The 21,324-nt window shown below is 65.3% G+C and carries 21 protein-coding genes; 16 read left to right on the top strand and 5 right to left on the bottom strand.

Features of this window, described 5'->3' with window-relative positions; all coding sequences use genetic code 11:
* Window positions 1–243: 243 nt before the first annotated feature.
* The 7 genes from AADJ02_RS10070 to AADJ02_RS10040 all read left to right on the top strand — a co-directional run bounded on the left by AADJ02_RS10070 (window position 244) and on the right by AADJ02_RS10040 (window position 9,685).
* The gene (locus AADJ02_RS10070; RefSeq protein WP_341212869.1) at window positions 244–3,723 is read left to right on the top strand and encodes a GAF domain-containing protein; all 3,480 of its coding nucleotides are present in this window, start codon (window positions 244–246) and stop codon (window positions 3,721–3,723) included.
* A 24-nt stretch (window positions 3,724–3,747) separates the two neighbouring features.
* Window positions 3,748–4,128 (top strand): response regulator, encoded by a 381-nt coding sequence (locus AADJ02_RS10065; protein WP_341212868.1) that lies wholly within the window; start codon window positions 3,748–3,750, stop codon window positions 4,126–4,128.
* A gap of 96 nt (window positions 4,129–4,224) precedes the next feature.
* Window positions 4,225–4,761, top strand: coding sequence for a VOC family protein (locus AADJ02_RS10060; RefSeq protein ID WP_341212867.1), 537 nt, complete (start codon window positions 4,225–4,227; stop codon window positions 4,759–4,761).
* A gap of 677 nt (window positions 4,762–5,438) precedes the next feature.
* Complete coding sequence (locus AADJ02_RS10055; RefSeq protein WP_341212866.1) at window positions 5,439–5,903, top strand: spore coat U domain-containing protein; 465 nt, start codon at window positions 5,439–5,441, stop codon at window positions 5,901–5,903.
* 11 nt (window positions 5,904–5,914) lie between these two features.
* Window positions 5,915–6,358 carry a fimbria/pilus periplasmic chaperone gene (locus AADJ02_RS10050; RefSeq protein ID WP_341212865.1) on the top strand — a complete coding sequence of 148 codons (444 nt, stop codon included), beginning with the start codon at window positions 5,915–5,917 and terminating at the stop codon, window positions 6,356–6,358.
* Window positions 6,359–6,383: 25 nt separating this feature from the next.
* Window positions 6,384–8,765 (top strand): fimbria/pilus outer membrane usher protein, encoded by a 2,382-nt coding sequence (locus AADJ02_RS10045; protein ID WP_341212864.1) that lies wholly within the window; start codon window positions 6,384–6,386, stop codon window positions 8,763–8,765.
* Entirely contained in the window at window positions 8,756–9,685 is a 930-nt protein-coding gene (locus tag AADJ02_RS10040) for a spore coat U domain-containing protein (RefSeq protein WP_341212863.1), read from the top strand. The genes AADJ02_RS10045 and AADJ02_RS10040 overlap by 10 nt, the downstream gene beginning before the upstream one ends.
* Window positions 9,686–9,852: 167 nt before the next feature.
* Here the strand turns inward: AADJ02_RS10040 and AADJ02_RS10035 are convergent, their stop codons facing one another.
* Window positions 9,853–10,761, bottom strand: coding sequence for a LysR family transcriptional regulator (locus tag AADJ02_RS10035; protein ID WP_341212862.1), 909 nt, complete (start codon window positions 10,759–10,761; stop codon window positions 9,853–9,855).
* A gap of 103 nt (window positions 10,762–10,864) precedes the next feature.
* Between AADJ02_RS10035 and AADJ02_RS10030 the strand changes: the two genes are divergently transcribed.
* Together AADJ02_RS10030 and AADJ02_RS10025 are read left to right on the top strand one after the other, a co-directional pair.
* The gene (locus AADJ02_RS10030) at window positions 10,865–11,362 is read left to right on the top strand and encodes a lactoylglutathione lyase family protein (protein ID WP_341212861.1); all 498 of its coding nucleotides are present in this window, start codon (window positions 10,865–10,867) and stop codon (window positions 11,360–11,362) included.
* A gap of 422 nt (window positions 11,363–11,784) precedes the next feature.
* Window positions 11,785–12,912 carry an ATP-binding protein gene (locus AADJ02_RS10025; protein ID WP_341212860.1) on the top strand — a complete coding sequence of 376 codons (1,128 nt, stop codon included), beginning with the start codon at window positions 11,785–11,787 and terminating at the stop codon, window positions 12,910–12,912.
* Window positions 12,913–12,919: 7 nt separating this feature from the next.
* Here AADJ02_RS10025 and AADJ02_RS10020 read toward each other — a convergent pair whose 3' ends face one another.
* The 4 genes from AADJ02_RS10020 to AADJ02_RS10005 all read right to left on the bottom strand — a co-directional run bounded on the left by AADJ02_RS10020 (window position 12,920) and on the right by AADJ02_RS10005 (window position 15,838).
* Window positions 12,920–13,840, bottom strand: a complete 921-nt coding sequence (locus tag AADJ02_RS10020) for an MBL fold metallo-hydrolase (RefSeq protein WP_341212859.1) — start codon at window positions 13,838–13,840, stop codon at window positions 12,920–12,922.
* Window positions 13,841–13,913: 73 nt separating this feature from the next.
* The gene (locus AADJ02_RS10015; RefSeq protein WP_341212858.1) at window positions 13,914–14,966 is read right to left on the bottom strand and encodes a YeeE/YedE family protein; all 1,053 of its coding nucleotides are present in this window, start codon (window positions 14,964–14,966) and stop codon (window positions 13,914–13,916) included.
* 45 nt (window positions 14,967–15,011) lie between these two features.
* The gene (locus AADJ02_RS10010; protein ID WP_341212857.1) at window positions 15,012–15,347 is read right to left on the bottom strand and encodes a metalloregulator ArsR/SmtB family transcription factor; all 336 of its coding nucleotides are present in this window, start codon (window positions 15,345–15,347) and stop codon (window positions 15,012–15,014) included.
* Window positions 15,348–15,445: 98 nt separating this feature from the next.
* Window positions 15,446–15,838, bottom strand: coding sequence for a thioredoxin family protein (locus AADJ02_RS10005; protein ID WP_341212856.1), 393 nt, complete (start codon window positions 15,836–15,838; stop codon window positions 15,446–15,448).
* A gap of 73 nt (window positions 15,839–15,911) precedes the next feature.
* On the opposite strand from AADJ02_RS10005, the gene AADJ02_RS10000 reads away from it, so the two are divergent.
* From AADJ02_RS10000 to soxB, 7 genes are all read left to right on the top strand, one after another.
* Window positions 15,912–16,658, top strand: a complete 747-nt coding sequence (locus AADJ02_RS10000) for a cytochrome c biogenesis protein CcdA (RefSeq protein ID WP_341212911.1) — start codon at window positions 15,912–15,914, stop codon at window positions 16,656–16,658.
* A gap of 60 nt (window positions 16,659–16,718) precedes the next feature.
* On the top strand, window positions 16,719–17,252 hold the full coding sequence (locus AADJ02_RS09995) for a thioredoxin family protein (protein WP_341212910.1): 534 nt from the start codon (window positions 16,719–16,721) through the stop codon (window positions 17,250–17,252).
* A gap of 108 nt (window positions 17,253–17,360) precedes the next feature.
* Window positions 17,361–17,840: a sulfur oxidation c-type cytochrome SoxX gene (gene soxX, locus AADJ02_RS09990; RefSeq protein ID WP_341212855.1), complete on the top strand. Its 480-nt coding sequence runs from the start codon at window positions 17,361–17,363 to the stop codon at window positions 17,838–17,840.
* Window positions 17,841–17,865: 25 nt separating this feature from the next.
* Entirely contained in the window at window positions 17,866–18,288 is a 423-nt protein-coding gene (gene soxY / locus AADJ02_RS09985) for a thiosulfate oxidation carrier protein SoxY (protein WP_341212854.1), read from the top strand.
* A 23-nt stretch (window positions 18,289–18,311) separates the two neighbouring features.
* The gene (soxZ, locus tag AADJ02_RS09980; RefSeq protein ID WP_341212853.1) at window positions 18,312–18,641 is read left to right on the top strand and encodes a thiosulfate oxidation carrier complex protein SoxZ; all 330 of its coding nucleotides are present in this window, start codon (window positions 18,312–18,314) and stop codon (window positions 18,639–18,641) included.
* Window positions 18,642–18,675: 34 nt separating this feature from the next.
* The gene (soxA, locus tag AADJ02_RS09975; protein WP_341212852.1) at window positions 18,676–19,521 is read left to right on the top strand and encodes a sulfur oxidation c-type cytochrome SoxA; all 846 of its coding nucleotides are present in this window, start codon (window positions 18,676–18,678) and stop codon (window positions 19,519–19,521) included.
* A gap of 87 nt (window positions 19,522–19,608) precedes the next feature.
* Complete coding sequence (gene soxB, locus AADJ02_RS09970; protein WP_341212851.1) at window positions 19,609–21,303, top strand: thiosulfohydrolase SoxB; 1,695 nt, start codon at window positions 19,609–19,611, stop codon at window positions 21,301–21,303.
* Window positions 21,304–21,324: the final 21 nt, after the last annotated feature.

Raw genomic sequence — 21,324 nt, 5'->3', positions numbered from 1 at the left:
GCTCGGCCTGAAGTCCTGTGGCCTGTTCGGCACGCGCCTCGACCCGTTTACACGCGGCAATACGCGACCGATCTTGTCTCTCGAACGCCGCTTTCCAAAGTTGGGCAGCGACCATTGGCTGACCGCGCGACATACATCCTTGCTGCCATCGACAGGTGGCAAGAAAGCTGTCAGTGGCTCTGCATATGCTGCACATGCAGAGCGAAGCCAACGGAGCGAACGGCGATGCCATCAGGTGAATGCGTGAGTTCCGAACTCCTGCACAAGGGCGAAGAACTCGGCGAGCTGATCCGGTCGCATGCCTGGCAGTCCGGCCCCCTCGGGTCGCCGTCGGGCTGGACGCAGGAGCTGCGAAATGCCGTGCGGGTCATGCTCGCCTCGTCTCAGCCGATGTGGCTCTTCTGGGGCGCGGATCCGGTGCTGCTCTACAACGATGCCTCCCGAAACTTCATCGGGGAGCAGCATCCGCAGGCTTTCGGACAACCTGCGCCTCAGGGTCTTGGCCAGGCATGGACCAGCATCGAGCCGCTGCTCGCCCGGATCATGCAAAGTGGCGAAGCCTTCTCGGTCGAGGATTGCTTTCTGCCGCAGATGCGCGATGGGCGCATGCAGGAAACCTACCATTCCATCGCCTTCACACCCCTCGGGGATGAGGATGGCAGAACCAAGGGGGTTCTCTGCGCGCCGGTCGACGTGACCCGTCGCGTCGTCGAAGCCCGACAGATGGCGCTGCTCAAGGAGTTGACCCTAAGGACCACCGAGGTGACCGATGTGCGAGACGCCTGCGCGCGCGTAGCTCGCGCGTTGGAGACCGGTCCCGTCGATGTCCCCTTCGCGGCTCTCTATCTCGCCAATGGCACGGCATTGTCACTGTCCGCGACAGCGGGCTCTGTTCCCCACCAATTCACGGCCCCGGATCGGATGATGTTTAACGGTGCGGTGAGCTGTCCCGTGGCCGAGGCATTCGACACCCGCACCTCGCGCGTGGTCGTGCTAGATCAGACGGCCGACGTGTCCGCGGCGCATTCGCCCGCAGCCGTCCGGCAGGTATTGGCGCTGCCTCTTGGTGGATCGGCGGACACGCGACCGCACGGTGTTCTGGTCATCGGGCTCAACCCTCTGGGCGCCTCCGACGCCAACGGCCAGGCGTTTCTCACGCTTCTGGCGACGCAGATCGACGCCGTGATCGCGCGGACCGAGGCGGCACAGGGCGGCGACGCATGGCAGGACGGCATCCGGTCATTGCAACACAAGATGCTCGAGCTGACCCTTCGGGAAGAGCCGCTCGAAATGGTTCTCAAGGAACTCGTCGAAGCGCTCAGATCCTTCATGGGTGAGGAACTCTCCTGCGCGATCCTGCTCACGGACCACCAGCGCAGGCATCTGCATCACGGCGCGGCGGTCGGCCTGCCGGATTCCTATATACAGGCCATGGACGGCATCGAGATCGGCCCCGCCGCTGGCTCCTTCGGAGCAGCCGCGTTCCATGGAACGGCGGTCCATGTCGCCGACATCGCGCAGGATCCGCTGTGGTCGGGCATCCAGGACCTCGCGCTCCCGCATGAGCTTCGGGCGTGCTGGTCGAACCCCATCATTGGCGGCAACGGCGACGTCCTCGGCGTTTTCGCGATCTACAGCCCCCGTGTCGGCCTCCCCTCGGCGCGGGACGAGAACTTTGTCGAACTGGTGTCTCGAACCACGGCCCTCGTGCTCGAGCGCTATGTCTCGCAAAAGGTTCTGAACGACCAGAAGCGTCTTTTGGAAACGCTCAACCGAACCGGGGCCGGTGTTGCGGCCGAACTCGATCTCGAAGTGGTCGTCCAGATGGTGACGGACGGAGGCGTCGAGCTGACCGGAGCCCAGTTCGGGGCTTTCTTCTACAATGTCACCGACATGGCCGGCGACAGCTATATGCTCTATGCCCTCTCGGGCGTGGAACGCTCGGCCTTCTCGAACTTTCCGATGCCCCGAAACACCAAGGTCTTCTCCCCGACCTTCGGTGGCAGTGGCATCGTGCGCTCGGACGACATCACGACGGATCTCCGATACGGCCAAAACGCGCCGCACAAGGGCATGCCAAAGGGCCATCTGCCCGTGCGCAGCTATCTCGCGGTGCCCGTCGTCGCGCGGTCGGGCGAGGTCATCGGCGGGCTGTTCTTCGGCCATGCCGAGACGGGCCGGTTCTCGGAGCATCACGAGCAACTCATGGTGGGCATCGCCGGTCAGGCTGCGATCGCCATCGACAACGCCCGCCTCTACCAAGCCGCGCAAAGCGAAATCGAGGTGCGCCGCCGCACCGAGGCCGAACTTCTCAAGACCAAGAGCGAGCTTGAGGTGGCGCGCGAGCGGATCGAGCTGGCGCTGGCCGCCGGGGCGATCATCGGCACCTGGATCTGGCACGTTCCCACCGACCTCATCACCGCCGACGAGCGTTTCGCCCGCGCGTTCGATATCGACCCCGAACGGTGCCATGCCGGGGTAGGCCTGTCCGAAGTCGCCAAGTCAGTCCATCCGGATGATCGGGATCGGGTGGAACGGCAGATCAAGGCGGCGATGCGTCAGGGGGGCGACTACCGGTCGGAATACCGGGTGAAACATGCCGAAGGCGGCTACCGGTGGGTCGAGGCGAACGGCCATTGCGAGTTGGACGAGCAAGGCAATGCCGTGCGGTTCCCGGGCGTTCTCATCGACATTGAGCAGCGCCGCCGAACCGAAACCGATCTCAAGCGCCGCGAGGCCGATCTGGCCTTGCTGCTCGACGCGACGGCCGACGGTTTTTACGCGGTGGACACCGAAGGTCGGACCACCCGCTGCAACGCGTCGTTCCTGCGCATGCTCGGGTTTGACAGCGAAGAGGCGGTCATCGGCAAGCTACTCCATGACGTCATCCATCACTCTCACGCCGACGGAACCCATTACGCGCACGAGGACTGCCCGATCTACCGTGTCGCGCGCATGGGGGACACGGCGCATGTGGACCACGAGGTGTTCTTCCGCACCGACGGCACGTCCTTCCCCGTCGAATACTGGGTGCGCCCGGTCATCTGGCAGGGAGAATTGCAGGGTGCCGTCTGCAACATCGTCGACATCAGCGAGCGCAAGCGGGCCGAAGAGTCGCGCCAGCTTCTGCTGCGCGAGCTCAATCACCGGGTCAAGAACCTGTTCTCGATCACGGCGGGGATGATCCAGATGACGGCCCGCAACGCGAGGGATGTGAATGAGATGTCCGTGGCGCTGCGCGGTCGGCTGATGTCGCTTGCGCGGGCGCATGAGTTGATCACCTCGTCGATCACCGCACGTCAGGATTCCGGTGCCCCCACCCGGATCGACCAGCTCATCGATGTCATCATGGAGCCGCATGTCAGCGGCCGGGAGGGCGCGTTGCGTCAGGGCGGGCCCGATGTCGACATCGGACCGACGGCCACGACTAGCTTGGCGCTGATCCTGCACGAGCTGGCCACCAACGCGGCCAAATACGGCGCACTGTCGACGCATAAAGGCGTGGTGGCGGTCGACTGGACATGGTCGGAGGCCGGTCTGTCCCTGACCTGGAAGGAAACAGGCGGCCCGCATGTGGTGGAGGCGCCGCGCCGGGGCGGTTTCGGCAGCCAGCTCGCGCGGCTCAGTGCGACCGGCCAACTTGGTGGCAGCATCGATTTCGATTGGCATCCCGAGGGCGTGGAAATCCGGCTGACCGCGGCGGCCGACCGGCTCCATTATTGACGCATGCGAGAGAGGATTGACGCCATGTCGAACCAAGATTGCATCCTGCGGGGGGCAAAGGTCCTGATCGTGGAGGACGAACCCTTCATCGCGCTCGATATCGCCTATGGCGTCGAGCAGGCCGGGGGCGTCGCCTTGGGGCCCGCGACCACCGTCGCCGAGGCGCTGCGCCTGATCGAAACCGAGCGCCCCGACGGCGCGATCGTCGATGTCGATCTGCCTGACGGCACGATCGAGCCGGTGCTGAAGGTGCTGCGTCCGGGCGTGCCGGTCATCGTGCATACCGGCGTGGGGCTGCCCGATGCGCTTCAAGGCACCTATCCCGATCTCGAAGTCTTTCGAAAACCGACGCCGCCCGCCGCGTTGGCCAGCCGTCTCTTTCCGAGTGGCGAAGGCAGCTCTTGAGCAGGCAGACAGCAGGCCGTGGTTTGTCGGCTCGCGGATCTTCGTGGCGGAGGCATAGCGGATCCGCTTGGCAAGCGCGCCTTTCGGTGTTCTCCTGTGGGCGACACGGATCGAGGCTCCGGCCCCGAGGCCACAAGGGAGCTCCGATCGATGCAGACGTCAACAAAGGTGCGTACCTGCTTGTGGTTTGCCGAACGCGGTGTTGACGCCGCAAGGGAGTACGTCTCCCTCCTGCCGAACAGCCGCATCGAGGCGGTGCGCGACAATGGTCGCCCCGACGATCCAATGATCGTCGAGTTTTCGCTCGCAGGCGCGCCGATGATAATCCTGACGGCGGGTCCCCACCACAAGCTGACACCCGCCGCTTCGATCAGCGTTCTGACCGAGGATCAGGAGGAAACGGACCGCCTTTGGACCGCCTTGATCGGCAAGGGGGGAACGGCCGGGCGCTGTGGCTGGCTCGAAGATCACTTTGGCGTCTCGTGGCAAATCATTCCCAAGAGAATGCCCGACCTGTTGGCGCATTCGGATGGTGCCGTCGTGCAGCACGTGACGGAAGCGATGATGCAGATGGGCAAGATCGACATCGCGACATTGGAGGCTGCCGCCGGAGTTGGGGCCGACCAAGACTGAGGTCTCGCTACGGAAACGCATCCGAGGCATGGCCCTTCTCGATAGAGCGCCGATTGCCAGCAACGGGCGCTGCCGCGCGTCCTGCCGCACCGTGCAAGAAAAGAGGATGCGGCGTCTCGACGGTTCCCCGCTGAGGTCGCGGCCGAATCCCTGACACATCCCCATCGTCGCTTCGCCGACGGATTTGGCAGGTTTTCATATGCAGCGGCGTCTCAAGTCCTTACGGAAATCCATGCCATCATTGGTGCGCCGAACGGGAATAACCGAGCAGGGCATTTCAATGATCGCGCAAAGAAATGCCGAGAATTCAGCAGGCTGGACTTCGAGACGACCGGCTCTCTCCTGACGGATCAGTACCCACACGGACACAGCAGTGTTGCACGTCAGGTACACAAATCAATCTGCGGATTCAGTATGCCCCTTTTCGCAACCACCTGAGATTGCACGCCATGCCCATTCGTATAGTTTGCAATCATTGACCACGTTTGGTGCCGTGTTTGGTTCGAAGCTTTGCCCGCCTATTGGCATTTTTTTCAGACCCATCAGTTCATTACGACATTTTCACAGTTTTCCATCGGCAGGGCCGATCAGATCGGGCCCCCGTTCTGAGAGCGCTTGCCTCGCAACGTCCCGAGGAGGACATGATGATACGGTACCACTGCTCCTTTGCCGCACTCATGGGCTGTCTGTCGGTCATGACGGCCGCATCGAATCCCGCTCTCGCGGCAACGGAGACGACGAACCTGAGCGTGACTGCCACGGTCGCGGACACCTGCTCGATCGAGGCGACGACACTCAACTTTTCCGCGATCAACCTTGGTGCGCATACCGACGACGTCGCTCCGGCGGTGATCTCGGTCGCCTGTTCGGCGAGCAAGCCGCTCCTGACGGTCGTGATCGGCGGCGGTGCCAACGAAAACGCAGGCCAGCGGCGCATGAGCGATGGCGCAGGGGCCTTCGTGCCCTACCAGCTCTTTGCCAACGTCAATCGGCTGTCACCCATCCCGATCGGGACGGGCGTCGGCATTGGGAGCTTCGCCACCGCGCAGGAGAATACTGTCAGCATCTATGGTCGCGTGCCGGCCGGAACCTACAAGGCCGGGACCTACAACGACGTCATCTCCGTCACGGTCAATTACTGAGGAGCGATGCCATGTGCGCCAGTCTTCTGCGCCGATCCGCCCGTTGGGCCATGCCCCTCTGCCTGATTCTGGGCACCGCTCTGCCCGCCACCGCCCAAGGCATTTCGGTCGCACCGACCCGTCTCGAAGTGCCCGGCGATGCGGCGCAAACGACGCTGGCCGTGCGGTCCACGCGCCAGTCGGGGGCGGTGATACAAATGCGGGTCTTTGCCTGGACCGAAGGGACGGCAGCGGACCAGTTGCGACCTACGCAGGCCGTGGCGATCAGCCCGCCGATGGCACAGCTTGGCCCGCGTCAGGAACTGACGGCGCGCATCGTCCGGCTTTCGGGCACCGCGCCAAGGGGACGCGAATGCTACCGGGTGCTGGTCGACAGGCTGCCCGACGCCTCGCGCCCCCCCGGTCAGATCAGCCTGCGCATCCGGCACTCGGTGCCCCTATGCTTCTCGAACTGAAACGCGGGGGCGGACGAGCCGCGTGGTGACACGAGCGCGAAACGACCAAGGTATTGCCGCGATCGTCGCCGCCACCCTGAAGGCGGCCCCGTTCGTCGTCGTCTTGGGGGCGGCCTTGAGCGCTTCGGCGCAGGATCTGGTTGATCCGGACGCCGGATTGCCGATCTCGCCCCTGGCCGGGGGTGACGAGATCCTGTTTCTGGATGTCGTGATCAACGGCGCGCCGACCGGGTTGATCGCCGAGTTTCGGCGAGACGCAGCGGGGCGTCTGTCCTCCCCGGTTACCGAGCTTGTCGAACTGGGCTTCGACGCGCCTCCCGGTGGTGAGGTCGTCGCGCTGGATGCGATACCATCGCTCGATTATCGCTATGATCCCATGCGTCAACGCGTGGAGATCGATGTCTCCCCGAGCGCATTGGCACCGCAGCGTCTTGGGCCACCGCGGGCCGAGATCCTCCGCGCCGACCCCTCATATGGGGCTGCCATCAATTACGATGGGACCCTGCGGATTCGCAGGGACGCGGAGGGCGCCACCCACGCGGATGGATTGGGTCTTGCGCTCGACGCTTGGATCTTCACGCCTTGGGGGCGGGGTGGCACGACGGGCTACGCGGTTGTCCCGCTCGACCAACCCCAAGACACGCAATGGCTGCGGTACGACACCACGATCGAGCGCGACGCAATCGACCGGGCCCTGTCGTTCCGGCTCGGCGACATGACGACCTCCTCGTTGTCGTGGGGCCGGGCCGTGCGGCTCGGTGGGTTGCAGGTCCAAAAGGACTTTGCGCTGCGGCGCGACCTCGTGACCGCGCCGTTGCTGACCTATTCGGGGCGTGCCGCAGTGCCGAGCACCGTCGACGTCTTCGTGGAAGGAGCGGCGGTCTATTCGGGCGTGGTGGAGCCGGGTCGATTCCAGCTCGACAACGTGCCGGTCCCGACCGGGGCTGGTACGGCGACCATTGCCCTGCGTGGCCCGGGGGGTGAGACTCGACTGCAGGACATGCCGTTCTTCGGCGCGCGCAACCTGCTTCGGCGGGGCGTGCTCGACTATTCGGTCGAGGCGGGACGCCCGCGCCTCGGCTATGGTTCGATCGACAGTGGCTACCTCGACCAGACGGCGGCGTCGGCGACCGTTCGCGTCGGCGCGACGCGGGATCTCACCCTTTCGGGGCATGTCGAGGGGATGGACGAGACCTATCTCGCCGGGGTCGGGATGGAGTATGCTCTGGGGCAGATTGCCGAAATGTCGATCACCGCGGGGGCGAGCCGCGACAGCCGTCAGACCGGCCAATTCGGCGAAGTCACCATGTCGGCCTATCCGCTGGACTGGCTGTCGGTGAGCGCGAGCCTCTACCGCGGCTCGGACGATCTGGCCGATCTCGCTTATGGCATCGATCGCGCGACCGGGACCAGCGGCACCGCGATACGCCCGCCCACCGCCCGCGACGTGCTTTCCGTGGGGGTCACCGGAGGGGACCAGAGGTTCGGGCTCAACTACGTTCGGTCCGATCAGGCACAGCGTCGCAATCGCGTAGCGGGCGTGGGCTATTCGCACGCGTTCGACCGGATCGGCGGCACCCTGAGCCTGAGTGCGAGCCATGATTTCGAGAGCGGCGAGGCGCATGGTGCGGTGCTGTTCAACCTGCTCAGGGGCCGCAGGACGCACCAAATTCAGGTCGACGACAGACAGCGCGCGAGCATTCTGACATCGCTGATGCCCGATGAGCGCCCCGAAGCGATGGGCTATAGCCTGCAGGCCACCCGTGACGACGACGAGGCCCGGATCGGCGCGCGGTTGGAGCGCAAAACCCGGTACGGCCGTGCGGCGGGGCAAATCGACGTCGCCTCAGGCGGCGCATCGGCCGAAGCCCGGTTTCAGGGCGCGGTCGCCTATATCGATCGGCGTCTGGCTGCTGGGCCGAAGATCAACGACGCCTTCGCGATCGTCGATGCCGGGCGCGGCGACATCCCCGTGCGCCTGCAGAACCGGGAAGTGGCGCGCACCGGCTCAAATGGCCACGCGTTGGTTTCAGGGCTGAACTCCTACTACAGCAATCGCCTGTCGGTCGATGTCGGCGATCTGCCGGGCGACGCGGTCTGGTTGTCAACCGCAAGCGAGGCCGTTCCCGCCCGCCGAAGCGGCGTCACGGTCGATTTCGGCATTTCCGACATCTCACAATCCCGCCTGGTCACGCTGGTCGATCGGACGGGAGCGCCGGTTGCTCTCGGCACGCCGGTGACAGTGGATGGCCGCGCAAACGGCTTCGATGTCGGCTATGACGGACAGGTCCTGTTGCAGGATGCCGGCGCCGGCGCGGTCATCGTCGCCGAACAAGGCGCGACACGGTGCGAAGCGATCCTCCCGGCCGTTTCAAACCCTGTTTCAGGACACCTGCCATGCCTGTGATGCGCCCTGCCCTGCGTGCCTTGATCATCGGACTGTCGTTTCTGTCACCCGCCCCTTCGGTCGCGCAGAACATGTCCAGCTGCAGCGCCACGATGACGAATGTCGCCTTTGGATCCGTCAGCCTGAGAGAGGGTGTGGTTCATAGCACTTCGGGCAGCCTGACCATCTCCTGCGCCCAGTTGATTTCGAGCGTCGGCATCTGCGTGCGCTTCGGCACCGGCAGCGGCGGAGCCGCGAGCCAGAACCTGCCACGCTACATGCGCCGTGCCGACGGCGACCCCCTCGCCTATGACATGCGGATAGCGGATACGGGCCGGAGCGGCTACCACCTTCAGGTCACCTCATGGTTGGGGATGAAGAAAACCATCCCCGTGCAGGCAGACATCACCTCGAGAGGTGCCGTGACCGGTACGGGCGACTATAGCTCCGAGTTTTCCGCGTCCTCCGGTGCCACGATCGAATATCCCGTTTCCTCCTGCGCGGAGACCGGCCCTACGGTCAAACTCATCCCTTCGTTCACGGTCAGCGCCAGTGTGACGTCCCTATGCGAGCTGGAGGGTGCCGCGCTCGACTTCGGGCGGATCGACCCCGCGACCAGAGGTCACATCGATGGCGCGGCGCAGCTCGGCGTCCGCTGCACCGCTGCCACGCCATATGCGATCCGTCTGGGTCCGGGGGGCGGCGCGGGGGCGAGCGGTCCGACCGACCGCCGGATGACTGGCCTTGGCGGGCAGCTCAGATACGGGCTCTATCAGGATGCCGCGCGCAGCATCCCGTGGGGCGACGATCCCGGCAACGACCTGCATGCGACAGGGACGGCCGCCACGCAGTTGACGACCGTTCACGGTCGGATCTTCGGGGGTCAGGCGCTGCACGCGGGCCAATATGCGGACTCGGTTCTGGTGACGATTGAGTATTGATCCGCCAGGATCCTTTTCGCTGTGTTTCCTGTCCGTAAACCTTGCGCGGATGTCGTGGGACCGGACGGTAACGCGGACGCGCCGGATCGATAGATCGACTTCGGTAACGTCCTGCAAAAGGGCTATCGGCGGCGCGCCAAGCCGTTCTGGCGACGGAGGAGAGCCGTTCAGCGCCCGTCCAGCGTGGCGGCAACAGAGCGGATCTCTTGCGCGACCCGGGTCAGGCGCGCTGACATCTGCCGTCCGCGACGGGCCACCAGCCACAGCTCGTGATAGCGGCGTTTGGGCAGCGCCTCGATACGCAGCCTAGTTTTGAGGGGGAAAGCGTCGACGCCGCTTCGCGGAAGCAGCGTGTAGCCGACACCATGCGCGACAGGCATCGGGATCTGGCCGATCTGATTGACGAAACCGCGCAGGCGCAGCCGGTCGGACCCGGCGAAGTCCCTCGGGAAATTGAGCCCGAGCAGCTCCTCGGCATAGGCGAACCCGTCGGGATGGGCGATCAGGCCACGCGCGTCGAGATCGGCGAAACGGATCTGCGTCTCTGGCGCATCGCTGGGCGCAACCGCGGGCAGCACGAGGCATAGCTCCTCGCGTCCGATATGACTTGCCGCGAGCCGGGGATGGCTAGGCTCCTGACTGACCACGCCAATGTCGAACCGCCCCTCCAGCACGCCTGACAGGATCCCCTCCTGCGGGGTGGCCTCAAGACGCAGGATCAGATGCGGTGCGGCCTGCATCATCGGCAGAAGCGCCGGATAAAGAAGCATCGCGAAGCTCCCCGAGCAGGCGATGACCGCTTCGCCCACATCCGGATCGTCGCTGAGGATCGCCTCGCGGAGGGCGCGCTCCTCCGCACGGCGCGCCTGCCCCATGGCCGCGACAGCCTCCCCGGCCGGGGTCAGGCTGAAGCCCTTGCCCTGCTGCGAGATCAGCGTCTGGCCCACCTGCGCCTCAAGCTTGCGAAGGTGCTGCGACACCCCGGGCTGGGTCATGCCGCGCAGCTCGGCGGTGCGGGTGAAATGACCAGTCTCGCTCAGGACCGTGAAGGTTTCGAGCCATTGGGCGTTCAGCATATACCATCACTACCCACTATCGTTTTCCATCGAAACGATAATTTTTATGCCGAGGTTAACAGGTTTAGATCTGCCGGGACAACGCAGCAAACAGGACAACCCCATGCGCCCGACCCCCCGCAGCTTTTCGCACATCGGCCTTTCGGTCCCCGATCTCGACGCCGCCGTGACCTTCTATGCCGATGTTCTTGGCTTTTACACGATCATGCAGCCCACCGAGATCGTCGAGGACGACAGCGACATCGGCCAGATGTGCACCGATGTCTTTGGTCCCGGCTGGGGGCGGTTGCGCATCGCGCATCTGGCCAGCGCCGACCGGATCGGTTTCGAGCTGTTCGAGTTCGAAGGCAACGAGGCCCCGGACGACAACCTTGCGTTTCGCCGGCACGGTACGTTCCACTTCGCAATCCAGGACCCGGATCTCGAAGGGTTGCTGTCAAGGATCGTGGCCGCGGGTGGCAAGCAGCGCATGCCGGTCCGCGAATACTTCCCCGACGACAAGCCCTACCGCATGGTCTATGTCGAAGACCCCTTCGGCATCGTGTTCGAGATCTACAGCCACAGCTATGAGCTGACCTATTCGGCAGGTGCCTACAGCTGACCCCGGATCGGGGGCTTCGCCACCTTGCGCGCTCACAGCCACGCTTCGCCGTGTAGCTCGGCACGTGACAGGGGCTGGCAACCCGGTGAACCGAACTTCGGGCTCCGGTGGGGTCGTCGGCCGCCTCCCATTCGACCCCGTTCGGAGCGGCAGGCAGCAGGCCCCCGCGTCGGTATGAACCGGCGCGGGGGTCTCGGACATCGTCTCGATTAATCTTGCTTGGGCAGGTCGCACCGGATGGCGCGTTTCGGATCGCGGCGAGGCTGGCTTCAGAACTCCGGCGAGAACGCAGCTGAGCGGTTCGCCGCGTCGCCGGACTGGCCACAAGGTACCTCGCAGACCAGAGCCTGCGAACCCCACCCCTTTACCCATGCTTACTTATGCACTACGTAACTTACGTAACAGAAGCGTAAGGACACGTAATGGCCCCTTCACTTCACGTGCCGCGTGCCGAGGATGCGGCCCGCATCGCCTCGCTGCTGACGCCCGATCCGCTCACCGGCTCTCTCGCGGGCCTGTTCCTTGCAGCGCCGCGTCGAACCGGAAAGACCACCTTTCTGCGATCAGACCTCATTCCGCATCTCGACAGCAAGGGCTACGCCGTCATCTATGTCGATCTGTGGTCCGACCGGTCCGCCGACCCGGCGGATCTCATCATCTCGCGGATCAAGACCGCATTGGAACAGCATGACGGGCTGATCTCGCGGCTGCGCAGGAATAGTCCGGTCAGCCGGGTCGGCGTCTTGGGGTTCTCGGTCGGCTTGAAGGAGAGCGGTCCCTGGTCCGGGACCATCGCCGATGCCCTCGAAGATCTGATCAAGGCGACGGGCAAGGATCTGGTGGTCATCATCGACGAGGCGCAGCAGGCGGTCGAAACGGATGCCGGGCTCAATGCCATGTTCGCCCTGAAGGCGGCCCGTGACGCAATCAATCAGGCGCCGGGCAATCGGCACCTGTACCTCCTGATGACCGGTTCGCATCGCGACAAGCTGTCGACGCTGGTCCAGAACCGTCAGGCCCCGTTCTTCGGCGGCAGCGTCCGACCCTTTCCGCCGCTAGGCAGAGCCTATGTCTCGAGCATGGCCGCGCGTGTGAACGAGTCCCTTGCCGATACCGCCAAGCTCTCTCCTGAGGATCTCGAAGCGGCCTTCGAGGTCGTCGGACGCAGGCCGGAATTGCTGACCGATTGCCTGCGCGATCTCATTTTCGCGCCCGAAGGGGCGGGGCCGGAGGCGCTGAAACGGATCGCTGCGGAGCGCAAGGCGCAGGCCGAGATCGACACCCTGTCCGAAATCGCGTCGATGACCCCGCTGCAACAGGAAATCCTGCGACTGATGGCGAGAAAGGGACTCGCGTTCCAGCCATTTGCGGAAGAGACTCGTGACGCTTTGAAAGCCGCCCACCGTGGCCGGGTGCCCGCCGTGACGACCATTCAGACCGCCCTTGCAGCATTGCGGGACAAAGGCTTCGTCTGGCGTCGGGAATATGGTCAGTACATCCTCGACAACGCCGACATCGCCGTCGCACTGGCCCGCTTGGAGACCGACTGACGGAGTCTCAACCCTGTTCGAACCTATATCCCGTCTGCGCCCTCTCGACCCGTCCGATGCCGCCACCGGGAAGGTGAAATCCGATCATGGGCATGGCATCGGCGGCGAGTTGGTCCATCAGGCGTACCCGCGTGGCGGCGCCCATTTCTGGGTCCTGATCGGCCGCCGCGGGCCAGTCCGGCCGCGCAAAGGCCAGATGCGCATTGCCGACGGCGTCACCGATCACCATCATCGACGCTGCGCCATTGTGCAGCGCAAAGGACATGTGACCCGGTGTGTGACCGGGGGTCGAGACGGCGATCACGCCGGACAGGATCTCCTCGTCGGTGCCAAAGCTTCGCAGGTGATCACCGAGCAGCTCGAACCGCCGCACCGCACCCGCCACGAAGCTTTGGCGCGCGGGATCGATCGTGCCGAGGGTCGCGGGGTCGTTCCAGTAATCCAGCTCGAACCCACCGATCAGATGTTCGGCGTTGGCAAAGAGCGGCTCGTCGAAATCGTCGACCGCCCCCCAAAGATGGTCGGGATGGGCATGGGTGAAGACGACATGGGTGACCTCGCCGGGATCGATGCCTGCCGCGGCCAGCGCGTCCGGCAACTGCCCGGCGCTCGACATGAAGGCCGGACCCGCACCGGCGTCGAACAGCACCAGCCGATCGCCATCGCGCCACAAGGTCACGTTGCACTCGGGCCGGTAGGGGCCTGCGGCGACCCCTGCGGCGGCGAGGATCTCGCGCGCCTCGGCCTCGGGCGCTTCGCCCAGCAGGAAGCTCTCGGGCAGTTCCAGATGCCCATCGCTGAGCGTCATCACCTCCGCGTCGCCCACGGCCGTGGTGGTCTGCGCCCAGACCCGCCGCAGCCCCGGCCCCAAGATAAGCGCGCCGGATGCGGCGGCGGTTTGAATCAATCGGCGGCGCGTGACGGTCATGGGCATGTCTCCGAAAAAATTTGAGACACATTACGATGTTTGTATGTGTTGTCACGCGCTTCCGCGCGTGTCGTCATTCGGCCGGGGCAAAGCCGCTGATCAATTGCCGCAGTCCCAGCGCCGCACCAAGCCCGATCGCAGCCAGCGTGATCGGCGCGCTATAGGCCAGAACCGAGAACGCGGAGATCCCCTGTCCGATGCTGCAGCCAGCGGCCGTCACGGCGCCCCACCCCATCAGCGCCGCACCGAGGATCTGCCGCTTGAGCTCGCGCGGGTCTTCGCAGGCCTCCCAGCGGAAATGCCCCTTCCAGAGGCTGCCCACGAAGGCCCCGACGAGCACGCCTGCCACCGAGCCCACACCGAAGCTCAGCGCCGAGCCGCTTGAGGTCATGGCGTAAAGCATCGTCTCGCCCAAAGGGGCCGAGAACGTATGCGACACGACCGGCAAAGCGTCGAAGCCGGCGCGATGCAACCAAGCTGTTCCGGCCCAGCCGCCCGCCACGGCCAGCCCGACCGCGCCGCCCCAAAGCGCGCCGCCGATCGGCATCGGCTCGGCACGGGGCCAGAGCGCCGCGACAAGGATCGCGGCGGCGATCAGCACCCCACAAAGCGCCAGCGGCAGTCCGGTCAGACCCGAAAGTGCGTGGCCGATGCCCGAGGCCCCGGTCGCGGAGTTTGGAGCAAACAGAGCCACGCGGAGTCCCGAAAGCGGCCCCGACAGGGTGACATAGGCCGCGAGCCCCATCACCAGAACGATCACGAAAGACCGCATGTCGCCGCCGCCGAGCCGGGCCAGCGCGCCATAGCCGCAGTTGCCCGCCAGCGCCATGCCATAGCCGAAGACCAGCCCACCCGCGACGGCGCCCCAGAGGTTCCAGCCCTGCGCGAGGTAGAAGCTGTCGCTCGGATCGAGCAGGCCAAGCGCCGTCAGCCCCGAGGCCAGCGCCACCGCCATGGCGATGGCCACCGCCCACATCCGCATCCGCACGAGGCTGTCGCCATAAAGCGCATCCTCGATCGCGCCCAGCGTGCAGAAACGGCCCAGCCGCGCCGCAAGCCCGAGCAAGACGCCGCCGCCCAAGCCAAACAGCGCCGCGAGGGTCGGCTCATCGACCCAGTCAAGCATTCGACATCCTCCCCGGAGCGCGCGCCCTCCCCGGCGCGCCGCCGATCATTCCGACCGGCAGAACAGCTCGTAAACCAGCTCCATGATCCGGCGGGGCCGGTCATCGGTCAAGCTGTAGTAGATCGTCTTGCCATCGCGGCGCGGCGTCACCAGCCCTTCGAGGCGCAGCCGCGCAAGCTGTTGCGACACCGCCGCCTGCCGCGCCGAAAGCAGCTGCTCCAGCTCGTTGACCGACTTCTCGCCGGTGACGAGGTGGCACAGGATCATCAACCGACCCTCATGACCCAACGCCTTGAGAAAATCCGAAGCCTCGGATGCGTTGCGCATCATCAGATCGAGGTCGGCCTCGCTCATGTCGTTGGTGATCTTCGGCAGTGCCATTCGCCTACTCCGCTCTGCGGCGAACTGCTTCCGCCCGGTGTCAGGCCCGCTATTTAGGCAGCCGGGCCGGGGTCCGCAATCCTGCGAGGAAAGAAGGCTCATGGCTGCGTGACCTCCGCGTCACCCTCGCTGTAGGTGCCGCCTTCCGCCTGCTCCAACATCCGCCCGAGAAGACCCCAGAAGAAATCCTCGCCCGGGTAGCCTTCGATCCGCGACAGCTCCACTCCGTCCTGCACCAGAACGAAGGTCGGCGTGAACACCGCCGGGCGCGCAAGCTCGAGATCCTCGGGCAAATCCTCGCGCAGGTCGATCCGGCGCAAGGGCGCGGCCTCGCCCTCTTCGGTCTTGGGATAGATAGGCCCGATGTCGGCGTTCCAACGCGCGCACCACACGCAGCCCGCCTCCTCGACCATCACCAGCTCCAGCGCCGCCTGCACGGAAGCGGGGGCAGAGGCCCACAGGCCAAGCGACAGGATCAGAGCGCGCAACATGAGGGGGCCGATTGACGGGTTCATTTGCACATATAATAGTATGGGAATGTGAATGCGGCAACCGGGGGAGCGGATGTTCGAGGTCACGCTTGGCGGCGCGGTTCTGGCGGGGCTGCTGTCGTTTCTCTCACCCTGCATCCTACCGATGGTGCCCTTCTATCTCGGCTATCTCGCCGGGACCGGAGCGCGGCACGCCGAAGCCGGGGCCGTATCCGGGACAGCCGCGGTCGACCGGGGCCGGGCGCTGCTCTTCACCGCCCTGTTCTGCGCCGGGATCATCGTGGTCTTCGTGGCACTGGGGGCCTCGGCCTCCCTTGCGGGTCAGGTCCTGCGCGAATGGTTCGGACTGCTGCGCTGGGTCGCGGCGGCGATCATCATCCTGATGGGGCTTCACTTTCTGGGGCTGTTGCCGATCGCCCTGCTCTACCGGCAGTTCAAGCTCGAGCGGGGCGAGGTCGGCAACATCGGCCTCGCGGGGGCCTTCGTCATGGGCCTGGCCTTCGCCTTCGGCTGGACCCCCTGCGTCGGACCGGTGCTGGGCGTCATCCTGTTCACCGCCGGCAGCACCCAGACCGCCGCCCAAGGCGCGTGGCTGCTGTTGGCGTATGGCATCGGCATGACCCTGCCCTTCCTGTTGGCCGCCGTCTTCATCGCGCCCTTTACCCGCTTCATGGCCCGCTTTCGCCACCATCTCGGCGCGGTCGAAAAACTGACCGGCGGGCTGCTCGTGGTGTTCGGCCTGCTGATCGCCACCAACTCGGTCAATCTCATCGCCCAGTGGATGCTGGACAATTTTTCCGTCTTCAGCCGCTTTGGCTGAGCAAGGGAGACCAAGATGAAACGCCTCGCCCCGCTGCTTTCACTCCTGACCGCTGCCTTCATGACCCTCCCCGCCCTGGCCGAGCCGGTCATCGGCGACGATGGGCTGCACAAGGCGCCCTGGATGCGCGAGACCTTCCGCGATCTGCGCGAGGATCTGGCCGAGGCCAACGACGAAGGCCTGCGCCTCATGCTCCTCGTCGAGCAGCGCGGCTGCATCTACTGCAAGAAGATGCACGAGGAGGTCTTTGTGGTCCCCGAGATCGATGCGGCGCTGCGCGAGCGCTTCTTCGTCGTGCAACTCAACATGTTCGGCGACATCGAGGTGACCGATTTCGATGGCACGGTATTGCCCGAAAAAGAGATGGTGGCGCGCTGGGGGCTGTTGTTCACCCCGACCATGATGTTCCTGCCCGAAGAGGTCGCATCGAGCGTCGCGGCCCCCCGCGCGGCGGTGGCGGTGATGCCCGGCGCCTTCGGCGCCAGCACGACGCTGAACCTGCTCAACTGGGTTGTCGAACACGGCTATGAGGGCGACGAGTCGTTCCAGAAATACCACGCGCGAATGCTCGAGATGGCCGACAAGCCACGGTGACGTCACGGCTTTCCGGCACCGTATTCAATAAATCAAATATGTTATTGCTTGCGGGTCCGGACTCGGTCTAACCTCGGTTCGGAGGACAAAATGCCGCAGGGAGGAGACATGACGCGATACATCGCATTCGCGCTCGGGCTGGCACTGGCCGGCACCGTCGCACAGGCCGAAGTCGTGGCGCCCGACGCTGTGGCGTATGGTGAATACGGCGAGGTCGAGACATCGCTGAACGGGATCGCCGGCAATGCCGAAGCGGGGGCCAAGGTCATGACGACCCGCAGCCTTGGCAACTGCATCGCCTGCCACCAGGTTGGCGCGCTCGAGGCCGAGCCGTTTCACGGCGACGTCGGCCCGCCGCTCGATGGCGCCGCCGATCGTTGGAACGAGGCCGAACTTCGCGGCATCGTCTCGAACGCCAAGATGACCTTCCCCGGTACCATCATGCCGGCCTTCTACAAGACCAGCGGCTTCATCCGCCCCGGCGACGACTTCACCGGCAAGGCGGCGCCCGAGGATCTGCCGCCGCTGCTGACGGCGGAACAGATCGAGGATGTGGTCGCCTACCTGATGACGCTGCACGAGGAATGATCGCGTGCGGCAGGAGAGGAGAGAGATGAGCTTTTCACGCAGACAGACCCTCGCCGTGCTGGCCGGAAGCGGCCTCACGGTGATGCTTGGCGGGCGCATGGCGCTGGCCACCCCAACCGAGGACATGATCGCCGAATTCACCGGCGGTGCCGAGATGGCCGACACCGGCCTGACCCTGACCGCGCCCGAGATCGCCGAGAACGGCAACACGGTGCCGGTCGAGGTCGACGCGCCGGGCGCGGAGTCGATCATGATCCTCGCCACTGGCAACCCGAACCCCGACGTCGGCGTGTTCCACTTCGGCCCGCTCGCGGGCGCGCAGATGGCCTCGACCCGGATCCGCCTTGCCGGCACGCAAGAAGTGGTCGCCATCGCCAAGATGGCCGACGGCAGCTTCGCGCGCGCGGCACAGGAGGTGAAGGTCACGATCGGCGGATGCGGCGGCTGAGGCCCCGGGAAAGGAACTAGGACATGGCAGAGAACGTCACCCCCCGCGTACGCGTCCCCAAGGACGCCACCGCAGGCGAGGTCATCACGATCAAGACCCTGATCTCGCACCCGATGGAATCGGGGCAGCGCAAGGACAAGGAGGGCAACCTCATCCCGCGCTCGATCATCAATCGCTTCACCTGCGACTTCAACGGCGAGAACGTCATCGACGTGACCTTCGAGCCCGCGATCTCGACCAACCCGTTTCTCGAATTCCAGGCCAAGGTGCCGGAATCGGGAACCTTCGCCTTCACCTGGTACGACGACGACGGCTCCGTCTACGAGGACAGCAAGGAGATCGCCGTCGGCTGATGCGGCAGCAACCGCTTTCGGGGAGGAGACCGGAATGAGACAGACGCTGAAGACAGGCGCCGCCGGGCTGGCGCTGTGGCTGGCCGCTCCGGTCGCCATTGCGCAGGAGGTCGGATTCACGATCGACGGCGAGATTGAGATCGTGACCAAGGCCCCCGCGCCCGAGCACATGGAATACGTCAGCGAGATCTTCTCGGGCTGGGAATACCGCTCGTCCGAGACGCAGGCGCTCCAAGAGGACGACTTCGAGAACCCCGGCATGATCGGCGTCGACAACGCGCGCGCCGATTTCGAGACCGCCATGGGCCCCGATGACCAGTCCTGCGCCTCGTGCCACGAGAACCCCGAAGCCCTGAAGGGCGTGCGCGCGAGCTATCCCAAGTGGGATGAGGAACGCGCCGAGGTGCAGACGCTCGAGATGCAGATCAACGAATGCGTCACCGAGCGGGCCGGAGCCGAGGCCTGGGACTATACCGGCGACCGCATGGTCGAGATGACGGCGCTGATCTCGTCGGTGTCGCGCGGCATGCCGGTCGACGTGGCGATCGACGGCCCGGTCCAGGAAACCTGGGAAATGGGCAAGGAGATCTACTACACCCGCTATGGCCAGCTCGAACTGGCCTGCGCGAACTGTCACGAAGACAACTACGACAACATGATCCGCGCCGATCACCTGAGCCAAGGCCAGATCAACGGCTTTCCGACCTACCGGCTCAAGAACGGCAAGCTCAACGCCGTGCAGGACCGCTTCAAGGGCTGCATCCGCGACACCCGCGCCGAGACCTTCTCGCCGGGCAGCCCGGAGTTCGTGGCGCTCGAGCTTTACGTCGCCTCGCGCGGCAACGGTCTTTCCGTCGAAGGACCCTCGGTCCGCAACTAAGACACCACCCCGCCCGGGCTTGCCCGTGGCGGGGTGATTTCGCCCAAACATATTCAAATTCTAGCATCTGATCCGAAAGGACCGCTCATGATCGCCCGCCGACACTTCCTTCAGGCCGGCCTTGCCACCTCGGCGCTCTGGGGCGCTTCCGGCTTTGGCGACTGGTCGCGGCTCGCGGCCCAGCAGCGGCTGAGCCAGGAAGACCTGATCGGCACCGGTGGCCCGGGCAACGTCACGCTGATCCATATTACCGACATCCACGCCCAGACCCAGCCGATCTGGTTCCGGGAGCCCGAGATCAACCTCGGCGTCGGCGAAGCGCGCGGCCTCGTGCCCCACGTCACCGGGGCCGCCTTTCGCAAACTTTACGGCATCGAAGACGGCTCGGCGCTCGATTACGCGCTGACCTATGACGACTTCGTCGCACTGGGGCGCGAATACGGTCGCATGGGCGGTCTCGACCGCATCGCCACCGTGCTCAAGGCGATCCGCGCCGAACGGCCCGATGCGCTGCTGCTCGATGGCGGCGACACCTGGCAGGGCTCCCTTCCCGCGCTGAAGACCCAAGGCGCCGACATGGTGCGGCTGTTCAACGCGCTCGGCACCGATGCGATGACCTCGCATTGGGAGTTCACGCTAGGCATCGACCGCGTCAACGAGATCGTCGAGAACGAGCTCGACCCTGCCTTCCTCGGCGCGAACATCTTCGACGCGACGTGGGACGAGCCGGCCTATGAACCCTACAAGATGTTCGAGCGCGGCGGCACCTCGATCGCCGTGATCGGCCAGGCGTTTCCCTACCTCCCCATCGCCAACCCCAACTGGATGTTCCCGGATCTCAGCTTCGGCGTGCGCCAGGAGCGGATGGCCGAGGTGGTGCAGGAGGCGCGCGACGCGGGCGCCGAGGTGGTCGTGGTGCTGTCGCACAACGGCTTCGACGTCGACCGCAAGATGGCTGCACAGGTGCCGGGCATCGACGTGATCCTCACGGGCCACACCCACGACGCCCTGCCCGAACCGGTGCTGATCGGCACCACGCATCTGATCGCCTCGGGCAGCCATGGCAAATTCGTCTCCCGTGTCGATCTGGACGTGCAGGACGGCGCGCTCAAGGGTCTGTCGCACCGGCTGATCCCGATCTTCTCGGACGTGATCGCGCCCGATGCGGAGATGACCGCGCTGGTCGAGGAGACCCGTGCGCCGTTCAAGGACGAGATGGCCGAGGTGCTGGGCACCACGGATTCGCTTCTCTACCGGCGCGGCAACTTCAACGGCACATGGGACGACCTCATCTGCAACGCGCTGATCGAGGAGCGCGAGGCCGAGATCGCGCTGTCGCCGGGCTTTCGGTGGGGGGCCTCCTTGATGCCCGGACAGGAGATCACCCGCGAGGACGTGTTCAACGCCACCGCCATGAGCTACCCGGCGGCCTACCGCTCGGAGATGACCGGCGAGACGCTGAAGCTGATCCTCGAGGACGTGGCCGACAACCTGTTCAACCCCGACCCCTACTATCAGCAGGGTGGTGACATGGTGCGCGTCGGTGGCATGGGCTACCGCATCGACATCGCCCAGCCTCAGGGCAGCCGGGTCACCGAGATGACGCATCTGGCTTCGGGCGAAAAGATCGACCCGTCGAAGTCCTACGTCGTCGCGGGCTGGGCCAGCGTCAACGAAGGCACCGAAGGGCCCGCGATCTGGGACGTGGTGGAAAGCCACATCCGCAAACAGGGCACCGTTTCCATAGACCCCAACAGCAGCGTCGACGTGGTGGCCGGATGAGCCGCCCGAGCGATATGGACG

This window comes from uncultured Limimaricola sp., assembly GCF_964022235.1.
Lineage (GTDB): Bacteria > Pseudomonadota > Alphaproteobacteria > Rhodobacterales > Rhodobacteraceae > Limimaricola.
Note: the sequence above shows the minus strand (reverse complement) of the source record. Positions and strands in the feature narration are given on the sequence as shown.